The organism is uncultured Caulobacter sp., assembly GCF_937900395.1.
Taxonomy (GTDB): Bacteria; Pseudomonadota; Alphaproteobacteria; order Caulobacterales; family Caulobacteraceae; genus Caulobacter.
The window spans coordinates 1-13,629 of sequence record NZ_CALCDX010000193.1 but is presented as its reverse complement, the minus strand read 5'-3'; the positions used below and the strand labels follow the sequence as shown (position 1 = coordinate 13,629).

Below are 13,629 nucleotides of genomic sequence, written 5' to 3'. Positions count from 1 at the left end.
AAGCTTAGCCGCAACGCACGCGCCCTCGCCCGCCGTCCTGGCGGCCGAGAGCCGTTTGCCCGCGGCCGCCGCGGCGCGCGTGGCGACGGAGTTCCTGCTCGATCACCTGATCGCGGGCCTCCAGGCCCATGACGGCGATCTGCTTTCGGTGCTTGTGCTGGCCGCGCTGAGTTCGGGCAACTGCGCCCACCTGCCGGCAGAGCAGTTCGCAACGCTGGACAAGGCCCCGCCGGACCGGGAGCGTCGCCCCCTCACGATCCGCCAAGTCGCCCAGTCGTTAGGTCAGCCCTACGAAACCGTGCGACGCCGCTTCGTGGCGCTAGAGACCAACGGACAGATCGTCAGGCGCGGCCGCAATGGCTTCATCGTCCCGGAAGCCGCCGACAACGCCCCCGAGCGCCGGGACGCCGCGCGGCGCACGCAAGCCAAGGTCCAGCGCATGATGAAGACGCTGCAGGCCTTCGAGCGACGCGGGGCGTGAACGAAAACCGCCGCGGCCAGGACCGCGGCGGCGGCGTGGGATCGAAGGCCAGGGCAGGCCTTCGATCCGCTTGCAGCAGCCTAGAACTCGTACCGCAGCGAGACCTGCATGTACCAGAGCGACAGACCCGTGTTGCGGGTCTTGGTCACCGAGGTCGGGACGCTGGAGTAGCGATAGCGAAGGCAAGGGGAATCGCTGGACGTCGCCAGGGCGTTGCCCTCCTTCAGGCAGTCGACCCGAGCCAGGGTGTTGATGTCGCCGTATTCCGACACCAAGCCCCAGTCGCGGTTGATCAGGTTCAGCAGGTTTCGGACATCGACCTGGACCTTCAGCTTGTGGCCGTTGATCAGGGTCGGGAGCTCCTGGCTAAACTGGGCGTCCAGGCGGTTCACCGGCGCGTTGGTGTTGGAGTTCTTCTCGATCAGGCCGGTCGGCAGGTTGAACTGCGTCACGTACTTCTTGAACAGCGCCGCGTCGTTCGGCGTGGCGAAGGTGACCAGGCCGTAGTCCAGGCCGGTCGCGCCGCCATTGCCGCTCATGTCCGGCACGTACAACATCTGCGCCGTGCGGTTGACGCCGAACACCGGGCTGCGGCCCGACTGGCGGTCTTGCATGTAGAAGCCGAACGGACGGCCGTCCTGGCGCTCGGCGAAGAGCGTCACGCGGGTCTCGTTATCGCCGAAGAACTTCTTGCGATAGCTGAACTCGGCCTTGAAGCGGTTCTTGATCTCGTAGACCGACCGGCCAAGATAGTCGCGGTTCGGATCCATGCCCGCGGCCACGCCGCCGTACAGCGAGCCAGCCGTCGTGCCAAAGAACAGGCCCGCGTTGACGTCGTTCATGTGCTGGCGCGCATAGCCCAGCGAGACGTCGCCGCCCCAGTCGAAGCGCTTGCCGACCTGGAAGCTGGCGGTCCAGCTTTCGCCCTTGTCCGTGTTCGTGACGATCACGTCGCGGTTGGAGCCGAGGTTCGTCGAGCCCTTGCCGAGCGTCGTGGCGGCCAAGCCGTCGTAGCGGATGCGACCGTCCGGCAGGAACTGCTGCTTCCCGTCGATGATCAGCGGCTGGGCGCGGCTGTCGTAATAGGTCAGCTCGTTCTTGGACTGAGTGGCGATGAAGTTCGCCGTGGCGGTCACCCCCTCGGTCCACTTGCCTGAACCCCGCCATTCGCCCGACAGGTACAGCTTCCATTGGCCGGGCATCTCGAAGCTGGGCGACAGGGCGATCGCTTCGCTGAGCGGCGGAATGGTCACCGAGCCCGTCAACGTGCCCTGCTGCAGCTGTTGCACCACTTGCGGGACGGCCAGGCCGAAGTTGGAATCGGTGTTCAGATTGTTCAGCGCGGCAGCGCCGATCGCCTGGGTGAAGCCCGGCGTGCCGCCCGTCTCGGTGAAGGTTCCGGAGGCGGTGCGCTGGATAGTAACCTGGCTGGTGGCGTAGCCGGTATTGTAGAACGAGATCCCCGTCAGGACGTCTGGCGAACCGCCGGCGAACAGGCCAAAGCCGCCCGTGAACCGCAGGCTGTCGGTCGCCTTCCAGTCCACCGACAGGCGGGGCATGAAGACGTAGAGGCCGTCGATGGTCTTCTGGTTGCTGAAGCCGTTCCGGGCCGTGAAGTTCGGGTTCAGGATCGGACGGTCCGGCTGGTCGTACCAGTCGAAGCGGACGCCGGCCGTGACCTGCAGGTTGTCGGTGACGTCCAGCGTGTCCTGGGCGAAGCCGGAATAGGTCCAGTAGGTGCTGTTGAAGGCCGCGTCGTTCGCCTTGCCGGTGACGGAGTTGGCGTAGATCAGTTGGCTGGCCTTGCCCGCCTGATAGTCGGCGAGCGAGTCGAAGTAGTACTGGCCGCGCGAGTTCGGAACGAAGACGTCGAACACGTCGGCCTTGCGGGCCTGGGCGCCGATCTTGAAGCGATTTTCACGCCAGCTGTATTCGGCGACGGCCTGGTAGCGCGTCTCCTGCTCGTCCAGGGCGTTGGCGTGGCGGAACTGGTCGGGACCGAAATAGACCTGCGAGAACCCCGCGGCGCAGCTGGTCAGGGTGGCGTCGGAGCTGGGCGCGGTGCAGACGCGCACGTCCGAGAAGTTCTGACCGCCAGGCGGGTTCTGGCCGTTGCGGTAGTCGCGATAGGTCGCCTTCAGGGTGGTGGCGAGCTTGTCGGTCCAGTTGGAGTGGATTTCCAGCGTCGTGGCTTCGTCGCTGTTCTCCTGCTTGTACCAGTGCGAGTACAGCGCCGCGACGCCGGCGCCCAGGTCGGTCCGCTGCAGCGAGCTGCTCTCGGCATAGCGATAGGTCAGGCTGGCGCGGTGTTTGTCGCTGATGTTCCAGTCGATCTTGGCCGAGTACTTCTTGTCGGTGACCGGCGCGGTCAGCGGGATGCCGCCTAGGCTGTACTTGCTGGCGTAGCCGGTGTTGTACGTGTTGACGATCGAATCGATCGTCGCCTGCGTCAGGTTGTTCGTGAAGATGTTGACCGCGCCAGAGCCCGGCGCGCCGAACTGGGTGGTGTCCAGGGTCTTGTAGTTCTCGTAGCTGACGGCGAAGAACAGCTTGTCCTTGATGATCGGACCCGACAGGAACCCGCCGTAGTTCTTCTGGCTGATGGTCTGCGGCACGCGGGTGTCGCTGTAGTGGCGACCGACCATGCCTTCGTTCAGATAGTTGTCGAACAGCACGCCATGGAAGCTGTTGCCGCCCGAGCGCAGCACCAGGTTCAGGGCGCCGCCCACGAAGTCGCCGTTCTCGACATCGGTCGGCACGGCGGCGACGGCGAACTGCTCCACGGCGTCCAGCGTGACCGGGCCGCGCGCGGTGCTCATCCCGCCTTGGGCGAGGCCGAAATTGTCCTGCGCCGAGACGCCGTCGACCGTCAGGCGGTTCAGACGCGGATTCGACCCCGCGATCGAGATGCCGCCGGCGTTGGTGCCGGCGCGGCCGCCGGACAGGTCCTGAGCGACCAGGATGTCGCGGCGCGCGAAATCGCGCGGGTCGCGGGTGACGGCGACGACGGAATTCAGATCGTCGCGGTTCAGGACGGTCTTGGGGCCCTGGTCGTTATTGGCGCGGCTGGCGGCCGACACCACGATGGACTCGACCTCGGCGCTGTCGCCCAGCTCCACGCCCAGATCGGTGGTCTTGCCCAGGCTGAGGAAGAGATCGTTGAAAATCTTGGATCCGCCGCCGGGCGCGGTGACCGTCACCGTGTACGGCCCACCAACGCGTAGTCCGCGCGCGTCGAAGGCGCCGCTGGCGCCGGTCACGGTCGTGCTGCGGGTGCCCGAAGGCTTGTGCACGACCGTGACGCTGGCGTTGGCGACCGCCGCGCCGTTGTTGGTGACCTGCCCGTGCAGGGACGCCGTGGTCTCCTGGGCGTACACCGCGCCCGCCATAGCCACGGCCATAACGCCAAGAGCGGCCCCCGCCGCCAATCGCTTTATCGACATCCGATTTTCCCCTTGCCGCAAACCTGCGCCAACCCGATGGGGAGAATTGCTCCGCTTGCGCGACAGCAGAAAGACAAGGATCGCGGTCCGGACGAAGACCGTGGCCGATAACGAAACCTTGCACGGGATTTGGTCGGCCAGGACGAGCCGCCGCACGTCCTTTAGGCGCTATGAAGAAAAGCCTTACTTGGCTCCGCGATTCGCCGCGCTTGCCTGAAGGCGTCGCGGCAGGCGTTCGTGGGACGGAGACCGCCGAACGTCATTCGGCCAGACGGGCGATTATGCGGAGGGCTCGCGCCACACAGGCCGGGAATGGCGGAGACGGAGGGATTCGAACCCTCGATACCCTTTTGAGGTATGCCGCTTTAGCAAAGCGGTGCCTTCAGCCTCTCGGCCACGTCTCCTCCTGAGAGGGAGCGGTTCGATAGCCTGTTCGGTGCGACATGACAACGGCGTCAATGCCAAAAATGTGCGTGTTAACGTCGCACTTAGAAGCCTCCATTACATTGAACGGTGTTTTCCGAACATCGGTCGCCATGCAGCCTATTCCAGAGCCCAATTCCACGCGCGCCTCGGCCGTCGCGTTCAACGCCTCAGGAGACGTTTTGGCGCGGGTCGACCAAGAGAACGCCACGCGCGGCGAGCGGCGGCGGCAACCGTCGCTGCGCCCTGGAAAACTGCTGCCGTCGCGCTCGCGGATGGATGCGCGCTGGCTCGCGCGGGCGTTTCGCGTCGTGGACGTCGCCATCGCCGTGCTGATGGCCGCGCACGTCACCTTAGGCCGAGATCTTCTGACGGGCGCGGCCTGGACGCTCGCGGTTCCTATCGCGATGCGCGTATTCGGAGCCTACGCCTTTCCGCGCAAACAAAGTCTGGCGCGCCATCTAAGCCATGTGGGCAAGGCTCTGACTGTTGCGGCGATTTCCGCCGCCCTCGCCTCCTTGATCTTCAATCCCATGGACGCGCGCTCAGCGCTCCCCCTGCTGGCTGCAAGCGCCTTGCTGGTGGCTCTGCATGGGGTGTGGTGGAAGCTTATCGACCATGCGCGTCGCCAAGGCCTGCTGACGCCGAACGTGGTCGTCGTCGGCGCCACGGCCAATGCTCAGCGCTTGATCGAGACGGCGATGCGCACCGGCGAAGTGAATGTGCTGGGCCTGTTTGATGATCGCTTGCGTCGCGCGCCCGTAAACATCTTGGGCGTGCCGCTGCTAGGCGACACTGACGCCCTGCTCCATCATCGGCTCACACCTTACATCGACCGGGTGGTCATCGCCATCACCGCCAGCGCCGAGACGCGCGTCCGCGAGCTATCCGAGAAGCTGGGCGTCCTGCCCCACCCTCTGAATCTGTTCGTGGACGGAGGAACGCCCGACGAGGATGACGCGACCCTGGCGCGGATCGCCATGGGCGTAGAGCATTCGCTATCGGGCTGGCGCGATCTCCGCGGTCGCATCGTCGCCAAGAGAGCCATGGATCTGACCCTCGCGACGCTGGGCCTGGTCGCGGCCGGGCCGGTGATGCTGGCGACAGCGCTCGCCGTGAAGCTGGACAGTCCGGGCCCGATCTTCTTCCGCCAGCGCCGTCACGGCTTCAACAACGAGGAATTCCTGGTCTGGAAGTTCCGTTCGATGCGCCATGAGGCGGCGGACGCGCAAGCCGCGCGCCAAATTCGCGCCGGCGACGACCGGGTGACCCGCGTCGGGCGCTTCATCCGCAAGACCAGCCTGGACGAGCTGCCTCAGCTGTTCAACGTCCTGCGCGGTGAGATGTCGATCGTGGGGCCTCGCCCCCATGCGGTCGGGATGAAGACAGCTGGCGTCGAGTCCGCCAAGCTGGTCGCCGAATACGCTCATCGCCATCGCATGAAGCCCGGCCTCACGGGCTGGGCGGCGATCAAGGGCTCGCGGGGGCCCGTCGACACGCCCGAATGCGTGCGACGCCGGGTGGCGCTGGACGTCGAATATATCGAGCGTCAGTCGTTCTGGCTGGATCTCTACATCATCCTGATGACCGTGCCATGCCTGCTGGGCGACCGCTCGGCGGTGCGCTAGGCGGCGGATCAAGCTAGGCTCGGCGCGTGAGGATGCGACCGGAAAAGCCCCTGTCCCCGGGCCAGGCTTAAGGGGCGCCCCCGCAAGGGAGCGGGCCTAAGCAACAGGCGGCCGCGGAATGCGGCGCCCGCTTCAGGCGACTACGGACAAGGAATCAGGAGAGCCGGAGACCCGGGCTCAGCCGTGGGCGAGCCATTCGCGCGCCTGGCGCTGAGCCTCGGCGACGTCTTCGCTAGCCATCTCCTGCGCCAGCTCCTTGCGGTAGAGCTTGGCTTCGACCGAACCGCGCATGGCGGCCAGGTTGAACAGCATGTGGGCCGAGACATAGTCCAGCGGCGCGCCGCCCTGACCGGTCGAATACAGCAGGCCCATGCGGAACAGCTCGTCGCCGGTGGACTCGGCGGTGGGCAGCGGCAGGGTGGCGACGACGGCCGGCGGTTCATTCATCAACATCATGGCTCATCTCCTTTCTTAGGCTCACCACGGCGTTCTGCCGGATCAGAGCACGAATGGAGGAAAGTCCAGCGCGACTGAACATATAGTTAATCGCGCTGACGTGATGAATGCGACGAAATGTATACTAGCCGCTCAGCCCTATTACTGGCTGTAAATGATAGTATACGCCGCCTTAACGCGCGCGCTGTCCGAACAGCACCTTTCGCGCCTCTTCGGCCGCTTTTCCTGAGGCTTGAAGGCCTTGCGACCGCAGCTCCGCGCCCAGCTTGAAGCCCTTCTGGACGGCATCCCGCGCGCCAACCCGCTCGAACCAGCTCCTCAAATTGGGGAACTCATCCAGGATAATGCCCTGGTTCTTCCAGGGAACGATCCAGGGCCAGACCATGAAGTCGGCGATGGACAGATCGCCGCAGATGAAATCGCGTCCCTCCAGCTGCTTGTTCAACACGCCGTAGAGACGATGGGTCTCGTTGGTGTAGCGGACCACGCCGTAGGCGATCTGGCGCTGGTCGGCGATGATCGCCGGCGCGTACTGGCGAAAGTGGTGGGTCTGGCCAGCCATCGGGCCAAGCCCCGCCATCTGCCACATCACCCACTGGTCGATCGCGACCCGATCCCGCTCGGTCGCGCCATAGAATTGGCCGGTCTTGCGCGCCAGGTACTGCAGGATCGCGCCAGACTCGAAGATCGAAATCGGTTGGCCGTCGGGCCCGTCGGGATCGACGATAGCCGGCATCCGGTTGTTCGGGCTGATCGCCAGGAAGTCAGGCTTGAACTGCTCGCCCGTCCCGATGTTCACCGGGATCATCTCATACGGCAGACCCATCTCCTCCAGGGCGATCGAGACTTTCCAGCCATTGGGCGTCGGCCAGTAATAGAGCGCGATCGGTTGGGTCATCGGTTTCCTCCGTCTCGTTGTCGGCGTCCCAAGACCATGGCGGCGCCGCAGCCGGCCGCCAAGACCTCCCCTTCGTCATAGCTGTCGGCCGCGTTCAGGCCAGGTTCAGTCGCCGGCCCCGATCATGCGTTCAAAGGTCGAGGGAACCTCTCGGCGGTTTCGGCCGCCGTCCATAGGAGAAGACGACATGAAACGTCTGCTGCTCACGATCGCCGCCGTGGCCTCGGTGGCCGGTCCGATGGCCCTGTCGGCGACCGACGCCAGCGCCCAGGACCGCGGTCGCTGGGACCATCGCGACCGTGAATGGGATCGTGATCGCGGCCGCTGGGACAACGGCCGTCATAACGGCTGGGATCGCCGCGATCGTTGGGACCACGGTCGCCACAATGGCTACTACTACAACAGCCGCTGGCACTACGGCCCGCCGCCGGTCGCCTACTACGGACGCCCAGGCTATCGACCGGGCTATGAGGCCTGGCGGCGCGGCGCCTATCTTCCGTCGTACTATCGCGGCCGGGGTTATGTCGTGAACGACTACTATCGCTACCACCTGCGCCCCCCGCCTCGCGGTTACTATTGGTACCGCACGGGCAATGACTACGTGCTCGCGGCCATCGCCACGGGCCTGATCTTCGACGTCATCGCCAATCGCTAGACCTGACGAGTCTTAGCTCCAAAGAGCGGCGTCCTGGCTATGCCTCGGGACGCCGTTTTGCGGTCACGCGCGCCGCAACCTTGCCGCGTATGGGGCGCAATGGCCTGATTGCGAAGTCATTTCGACCGCATTGCCCCCTCAGCGTGAACGGTGCGTCACAACCCGACGCCGCCGAAACAGGTTCGAGACCATGAAGACCTCGCGTATCACCACCGCCGCCGTCGCCCTGGCCGCCGCCGCCTTCGCCGGCTCGGCCATGGCGCAAGCCACCCTCCCCCAAACCTCGCCCGCAAACCCGTCGCCGATGACGTCGACGCCCGCGCCGACCAACGACCCCGCCGCCCAGACGGGAACCACGAGCCAGACTTCTCCCGAGACAGCCGCTCCGGCCGACAGCGCCGGCGCCCCGACCTCGGCAACCGCGCCCATGACTGGCGACCAGTCCGCGATGACGGGTGAAAAGACGACCAAGAAGGCCAAGAAGCACAAGGACCACCGTGGCGACACGACGGCCAATCCAAGCGCCCCGTCGGCGGCTGGAACGACGGCGCCTCAGACCACGACGCCGCAATAAAAAGCCGTTCGCATCAACGAAGAAGGGCCCGCGGTTTTCGCCGCGGGCCCTCGTCATTTTGGAAGCGGCCTGACGTCTATTCGACGCCAAGCTTCTTGCGCAGCAGCTCGTTGACCGTGGCGGGGTTGGCCTTGCCGCCGGTGGCCTTCATCACCTGACCAACGAACCAGCCTAGGGCCTGCGGCTTGTCCTTCACGGCCTCGGCCTTGTCCGGATTGCCGGCGATCAGGTCGTCGATGGCCTTCTCGATCGCGCCGGTGTCGTTGATCTGCACGAGGCCGCGCTTCTCGACGATCTCGGCGGGACGGCCCTCGCCGTTCCACATGTGCTCGAAGACCTCCTTGGCGATCTTCGACGAGATCGTGCCGTTCTCGATCAGCTCGACCAGCTGGGCGATGTCCGAAGACGGCAGCGGCGAGTCGGTGAACGAGGTCCCGGCCGCCGACAGCTTGGCCAGCAGCTCGTTGGTCACCCAGTTGGCCACCAGCTTGGCGTCGCGCCCCTTCGCGGCCGCCTCGAAGTAGTCGGCGCGGTCGGCGTCGATGATCAGCACGCCGGCGTCGTAGGCCGACAGGCCGTACTGGCTCTGCAGGCGCGCCTTCTTGGCGTCCGGCAGCTCCGGCAGGGTCTGCTCGATCTCCTTGACCCAGGCCGAGTCGAGCACCAGCGGCAGCAGGTCCGGATCGGGGAAGTAGCGGTAGTCGTGCGCCTCTTCCTTCGACCGCATCGAGCGGGTCTCGCCCTTGTTCGGGTCGAACAGGCGGGTTTCCTGGTCGATCTTGCCGCCGTCCTCGAGGATCTCGATCTGACGACGGGCTTCGTACTCGATGGCCTGCTGGATGTAGCGGTAAGAGTTGACGTTCTTGATCTCGCAGCGCGTGCCCAGGTGCTTGAAGTCACCCGTGGCGCGGAATTTCTCGTAGTCGCCGGGACGGCAGACCGAGACGTTCACGTCGGCGCGCAGGTTGCCCTTCTCCATGTCGCCGTCGCAGGTGCCGAGATAGACGAGGATCGTCCGCAGCTTCTTGACGTAGGCGGCCGCCTCTTCCGAGGTGCGCATGTCCGGCTTGGAGACGATCTCCATCAGCGCCGTGCCCGCACGGTTCAGGTCGACATAGGTCGCGTTGGGGTCCTGGTCGTGCAGCGACTTGCCGGCGTCCTGCTCCAGATGCAGGCGCTCGATGCGCACGTCGAAGGTCGTGCCGTCGTCGCGTTCGACCGTGACCACGCCCTCGCCGACGATCGGCTGGTCGAACTGGCTGATCTGATAGCCCTGCGGCAGATCCGGATAGAAGTAGTTCTTGCGGTCGAAGCGGCTCTTCAGATTGATCTGAGCCTTCAGGCCAAGGCCCGTCTTCACGGCTTGCTCGACGCAGAACTTGTTCAGCACCGGCAGCATGCCCGGCATGGCGGCGTCCACAAGGCTGACCTGCTCGTTCGGGCCCGCACCGAAGCCGACGGCGGCGCCGGAGAAGAGCTTGGACTTGCTGGCGACCTGAGCGTGCACCTCGAGACCGAGGACCATTTCCCAGGGGCCGGTGCGGCCTTGGATCTGTTTGGATTCTTGCGTCATGGCCGTCTCTCTACATCAAGCGCCCTAGGCCGGAAAAGCTCCGGGACGCCGCTCTGCGCATGTTCTCAAACCAAAAAGCCGGCAAGGCTTTGAAGGTGCTGGCGGGGAGCTGAAGCGTTCGTTTTTCCACTTTCCAGAATAAGGCGAGAATCCGTCAAATCCGGCGCCATTGCGGGGCGAGGGAACCGCTGAGTTTTCGCGCCGTTCATTTTCTCGAACAGCTCACGAACGGAGGTAGAAATGCCCACCGCTTACACGACCCGCCCTACTCTGAACTTCGACGCTCCTGAACCCGCCGTCGCGACGGACTCGAATGCTTCGGCTCTCTTTCCTTCGCAGCCGGTCTATGCTCGCACGCCGAGGAAGAAGGCGTCGAATAACCTGCCGCTGCTAATCGGCGTTCCTGTCGTGGCGGTCGCCGCCGGAGCCCTGATCTGGGGCATGACGGCCAATCGCAACGAGGCCCCGACCGACCCGCAGTCGCTGCAGGTCGCCGCCGCCGAAAGCCCGGCGCCGCTGACCGCGCCGCTGGCTCCGGAAGCGACGCCCTCGCCAATCCCGCAGCCCACCGAGGTGGCCGCGAACGAGACGCCCGCTCCGGCTCCGGTCGCCCGCACGGCGACGCCGCGCGCCACCGCTCCGACCCGCCCGGCCGCCCGCCGCGCCGCGCCGGTCGAGGCCAGCGCGCCTGACGCCGGCAGCGCCTCGGCCAATGTCAGCGCCACCGTCCCGGCCGCGCCGCCGACCGTGAGCGCCGCCCCGGCTCCGGCGATCGCCGATCCGGCCCCGCTGGTGGTTCCGACGCCGACCGCTCCGCAGGCGGCCCCGGCGACCGAGCCCACCAATCCGATGTAATTCGGGATCCCACACCCCGAACGAAGAAGGGCGGCTCCGCGAGGAGCCGCCCTTTTTACATCACCACCACTTCTCGGCCTTGGCCTTGAAGCCGGCGGCCTTCTCGACCGCCCCGGCGACAGAAAACACCGTCGCCTCGTCCAGAGGCTTGCCGATGATCTGCAGACCCAGCGGCAGGCCGTTGGCGTCCAAGCCAGCCGGCAGCGAGAGACCCGGCAGGCCCGCCAGGTTCGTCGTCACCGTGAAGACGTCGTTCAGGTACATGGCGATCGGGTCGTTGCTGTTCTCGCCCAGGCCGAACGCCGCCGAGGGCGCGGTCGGGGTGAGGATCGCGTCGACCTTGGTCCAGGCGTTGTCGAAGTCCTCGGCGATGCGGCGACGCACCTTCAGGGCCTTCAGGTAGTAGGCGTCGTAATAGCCGTGCGAGAGCACGTAGGTGCCGATCAGGATGCGGCGTTTGACCTCGTCGCCGAAGCCCGCGGCCCGCGTGTTCTCGTAGATCTCGGTCAGGGTCGCGCCCTCTTCCCGCAGGCCGTAGCGCATGCCGTCGTAGCGAGCGAGGTTCGACGACGCCTCGGCCGGGGCCACGATATAGTAGGCCGGCAGGGCGTACTTGGTGTGCGGCAGGCTGATGTCGACGATCTCGCAGCCGGCCTCCTTCAGCCAGGCGATGCCGTCCTGCCAGAGCTTCTCGATCTCGGCCGGCATGTTGTCGACGCGGTATTCCTTCGGAATGCCGATCTTCAGGCCCTTCACCGACTTGCCCACGAACTGGGTGAAGTCCGGAACCGGCACGTCCAGGCTGGTCGAGTCCTTGGGGTCGTGGCCCGACATCGAGGTCAGCAGCAGGGCCGCGTCCTCGACGGTCTTGGCGATCGGACCGGCCTGGTCCAACGAGCTGGCGAAGGCGACGACGCCCCAGCGCGAGCAACGACCGTAGGTCGGCTTGATGCCGACGGTGCCGGTGAAGGCGGCCGGCTGGCGGATCGAGCCGCCAGTGTCGGTGGCCGTGGCGCCCAGGCACAGGTCCGCGGCGACCGCCGCGGCCGAACCACCGGAGCTGCCGCCGGGCGTCAGGGCCTTGTTCGAGCCCTGGGCGCGCCAGGGGTTGGTGACCGGGCCGAAGTAGGAGGTCTCGTTCGACGAGCCCATGGCGAACTGGTCGAGGTTCAGCTTGCCCAGCATCACCGCGCCATCGCGCCAAAGCTGGCTGGTCACGGTCGACTCGTAGGTCGGCACGAAGTTCTCGAGGATCTTCGAGCAGGCCGTGGTGCGCACGCCCTCGGTGCAGAAGAGGTCCTTCACGCCCAGCGGCGCGCCTTCCAGCGGACCGGCCTGGCCCGCCGCGCGGCGGGCGTCGGACTTGGCGGCCATGTCCAGCGCCTTTTCAGGCGTCTCCAGGATGTAGGCGTTCAGGCCGCGCGCGGCTTCGATCGCCTCGATGTGCGCCTTGGTCAGCTCGACCGAGGTGAAGTCGCCCTTGGCCAGGCCGTCGACGGCGCCCTTCAGGGTCAGGTTCGTGAGGCCGCTCATTATTCGACCACCTTCGGCACGACGAAGAAGTTGCCGACGGACTTCGGCGCATTGGCGGTCACCTTGGCCGGGTCGCCGCCCATGGTCACGACGTCCTCGCGCATCGGCAGGCCCGAGGCCACGACGCTGGTCAGGGGCTCGCAGCCGTCGGTGTCGACCTCGGCCAGCTGCTCGATCCAGGTCATGATGCCGTTGAGCTCTTGAGCCAAGGCCTCGATGCGCTCTTCGGGTTCGGCGATGCGGGCGAGCCGGGCGACCTTCCGCACCGTGGCGGCGTCAATGGCCATGGGGATCTCCTGAAATTCGAACGCGTCGGTTACTAGGCTGCGGGCGAGGTTTCAAGCGGCGCGGCTCCTGATAAAGAGAGCCATGCCCGTTCTCGACATCGAAGACTTCGCCGCCGCCCTGCCCCAATACGCTCCCGTCGTGGGCCTGGACCCCGGCGAGAAGACCATCGGCGTGGCCGTCTCGGACGTCACCCGCACGGTCGCCAGCCCGCTGGCCCTGATCGAAAAGACCAAGTTCAGCAAGGACGCCGAGGCGCTGTTCAAGCTGATGGACAGCCGGGGCGCGGTCGGCATCGTCATCGGCTTGCCGATGAACATGGATGGGTCCGAAGGCGTGCGCTGCCAGTCCAACCGAGCCCTGGGCCGTAACCTGCTGCGCCTCAAGCCGGACCTGCCGATCACCTTCTGGGACGAGCGCCTGTCGACGGCGGCGGTGACGCGGGTGCTGATCGACGAGCATGACGTGAACCGGAAGAGGCGGGCCGAGGTCGTGGACAAGATGGCGGCCGGCTGGATCCTGCAGGGCGCTCTGGAGCGGCTGCGGGGGCTTTGACCCTAAAGAGCGCCCCCTCCGTCACGATGCTTCGCATCCGCCACCTCCCCCGTTTCACGGGTGAGGAGGAGGCCGCCCTCCTCCCCCGCCCGCCGGGGAGGGAGGAGGCGCTCTCGGACATGCGACCTCAGCTTCACGCGGTCTCCCGCTGAAGGTCTGGAAAGGGACGCGGAGCGCCGGACGACGTCCGGAGTTCTGTGTGTTGTTACCGTTTCGACGAAGCCCGACGCTCCGCGCGACCGTTATCCGCCAGCGTCCCGGGAAGGTGGC

12 protein-coding genes and 1 tRNA gene are annotated in these 13,629 nt (G+C 66.1%); 6 read left to right on the top strand and 7 right to left on the bottom strand.

Translation table 11 applies throughout. The annotated features are described in order from the left end of the window. Positions 1 to 55: 55 nt before the first annotated feature. The gene (locus tag Q0379_RS16795) at positions 56 to 481 is read left to right on the top strand and encodes a hypothetical protein (protein WP_299014031.1); all 426 of its coding nucleotides are present in this window, start codon (positions 56 to 58) and stop codon (positions 479 to 481) included. Positions 482 to 561: 80 nt separating this feature from the next. Here Q0379_RS16795 and Q0379_RS16790 read toward each other — a convergent pair whose 3' ends face one another. Next, positions 562 to 3,924 carry a carboxypeptidase regulatory-like domain-containing protein gene (locus Q0379_RS16790; protein ID WP_299014028.1) on the bottom strand — a complete coding sequence of 1,121 codons (3,363 nt, stop codon included), beginning with the start codon at positions 3,922 to 3,924 and terminating at the stop codon, positions 562 to 564. Positions 3,925 to 4,237: 313 nt separating this feature from the next. Next, positions 4,238 to 4,328, bottom strand: a tRNA-Ser gene (locus Q0379_RS16785). A gap of 132 nt (positions 4,329 to 4,460) precedes the next feature. Between Q0379_RS16785 and Q0379_RS16780 the strand changes: the two genes are divergently transcribed. Beyond that, positions 4,461 to 5,975, top strand: coding sequence for an exopolysaccharide biosynthesis polyprenyl glycosylphosphotransferase (locus tag Q0379_RS16780; protein ID WP_299014025.1), 1,515 nt, complete (start codon positions 4,461 to 4,463; stop codon positions 5,973 to 5,975). Positions 5,976 to 6,152: 177 nt separating this feature from the next. On the opposite strand, the gene Q0379_RS16775 is transcribed toward Q0379_RS16780, so the two are convergent. Both Q0379_RS16775 and Q0379_RS16770 read right to left on the bottom strand, forming a co-directional pair. Then, positions 6,153 to 6,431: a sel1 repeat family protein gene (locus Q0379_RS16775; RefSeq protein ID WP_013079866.1), complete on the bottom strand. Its 279-nt coding sequence runs from the start codon at positions 6,429 to 6,431 to the stop codon at positions 6,153 to 6,155. 172 nt (positions 6,432 to 6,603) lie between these two features. Continuing rightward, complete coding sequence (locus Q0379_RS16770; RefSeq protein WP_299014020.1) at positions 6,604 to 7,329, bottom strand: glutathione S-transferase N-terminal domain-containing protein; 726 nt, start codon at positions 7,327 to 7,329, stop codon at positions 6,604 to 6,606. Positions 7,330 to 7,516: 187 nt separating this feature from the next. Between Q0379_RS16770 and Q0379_RS16765 the strand changes: the two genes are divergently transcribed. Together Q0379_RS16765 and Q0379_RS16760 are read left to right on the top strand one after the other, a co-directional pair. Further along, positions 7,517 to 7,984 (top strand): RcnB family protein, encoded by a 468-nt coding sequence (locus tag Q0379_RS16765; RefSeq protein ID WP_082769527.1) that lies wholly within the window; start codon positions 7,517 to 7,519, stop codon positions 7,982 to 7,984. Between the two features lie 190 nt (positions 7,985 to 8,174). After that, entirely contained in the window at positions 8,175 to 8,558 is a 384-nt protein-coding gene (locus tag Q0379_RS16760) for a hypothetical protein (protein ID WP_299014009.1), read from the top strand. Positions 8,559 to 8,634: 76 nt separating this feature from the next. On the opposite strand, the gene gatB is transcribed toward Q0379_RS16760, so the two are convergent. After that, complete coding sequence (gene gatB, locus Q0379_RS16755; protein WP_299014006.1) at positions 8,635 to 10,131, bottom strand: Asp-tRNA(Asn)/Glu-tRNA(Gln) amidotransferase subunit GatB; 1,497 nt, start codon at positions 10,129 to 10,131, stop codon at positions 8,635 to 8,637. 240 nt (positions 10,132 to 10,371) lie between these two features. Here gatB and Q0379_RS16750 point away from each other — a divergent pair, with 240 nt between their 5' ends. Continuing rightward, positions 10,372 to 10,986: a hypothetical protein gene (locus Q0379_RS16750; protein ID WP_299014004.1), complete on the top strand. Its 615-nt coding sequence runs from the start codon at positions 10,372 to 10,374 to the stop codon at positions 10,984 to 10,986. Between the two features lie 60 nt (positions 10,987 to 11,046). Here Q0379_RS16750 and gatA read toward each other — a convergent pair whose 3' ends face one another. Next, complete coding sequence (gatA, locus tag Q0379_RS16745) at positions 11,047 to 12,519, bottom strand: Asp-tRNA(Asn)/Glu-tRNA(Gln) amidotransferase subunit GatA (protein ID WP_299014001.1); 1,473 nt, start codon at positions 12,517 to 12,519, stop codon at positions 11,047 to 11,049. Continuing rightward, on the bottom strand, positions 12,519 to 12,806 hold the full coding sequence (gatC, locus tag Q0379_RS16740; RefSeq protein WP_299013998.1) for an Asp-tRNA(Asn)/Glu-tRNA(Gln) amidotransferase subunit GatC: 288 nt from the start codon (positions 12,804 to 12,806) through the stop codon (positions 12,519 to 12,521). The genes gatA and gatC overlap by 1 nt, the downstream gene beginning before the upstream one ends. A gap of 82 nt (positions 12,807 to 12,888) precedes the next feature. Here gatC and ruvX point away from each other — a divergent pair, with 82 nt between their 5' ends. Beyond that, positions 12,889 to 13,359: a Holliday junction resolvase RuvX gene (gene ruvX / locus Q0379_RS16735; protein WP_299013994.1), complete on the top strand. Its 471-nt coding sequence runs from the start codon at positions 12,889 to 12,891 to the stop codon at positions 13,357 to 13,359. Positions 13,360 to 13,629: the final 270 nt, after the last annotated feature.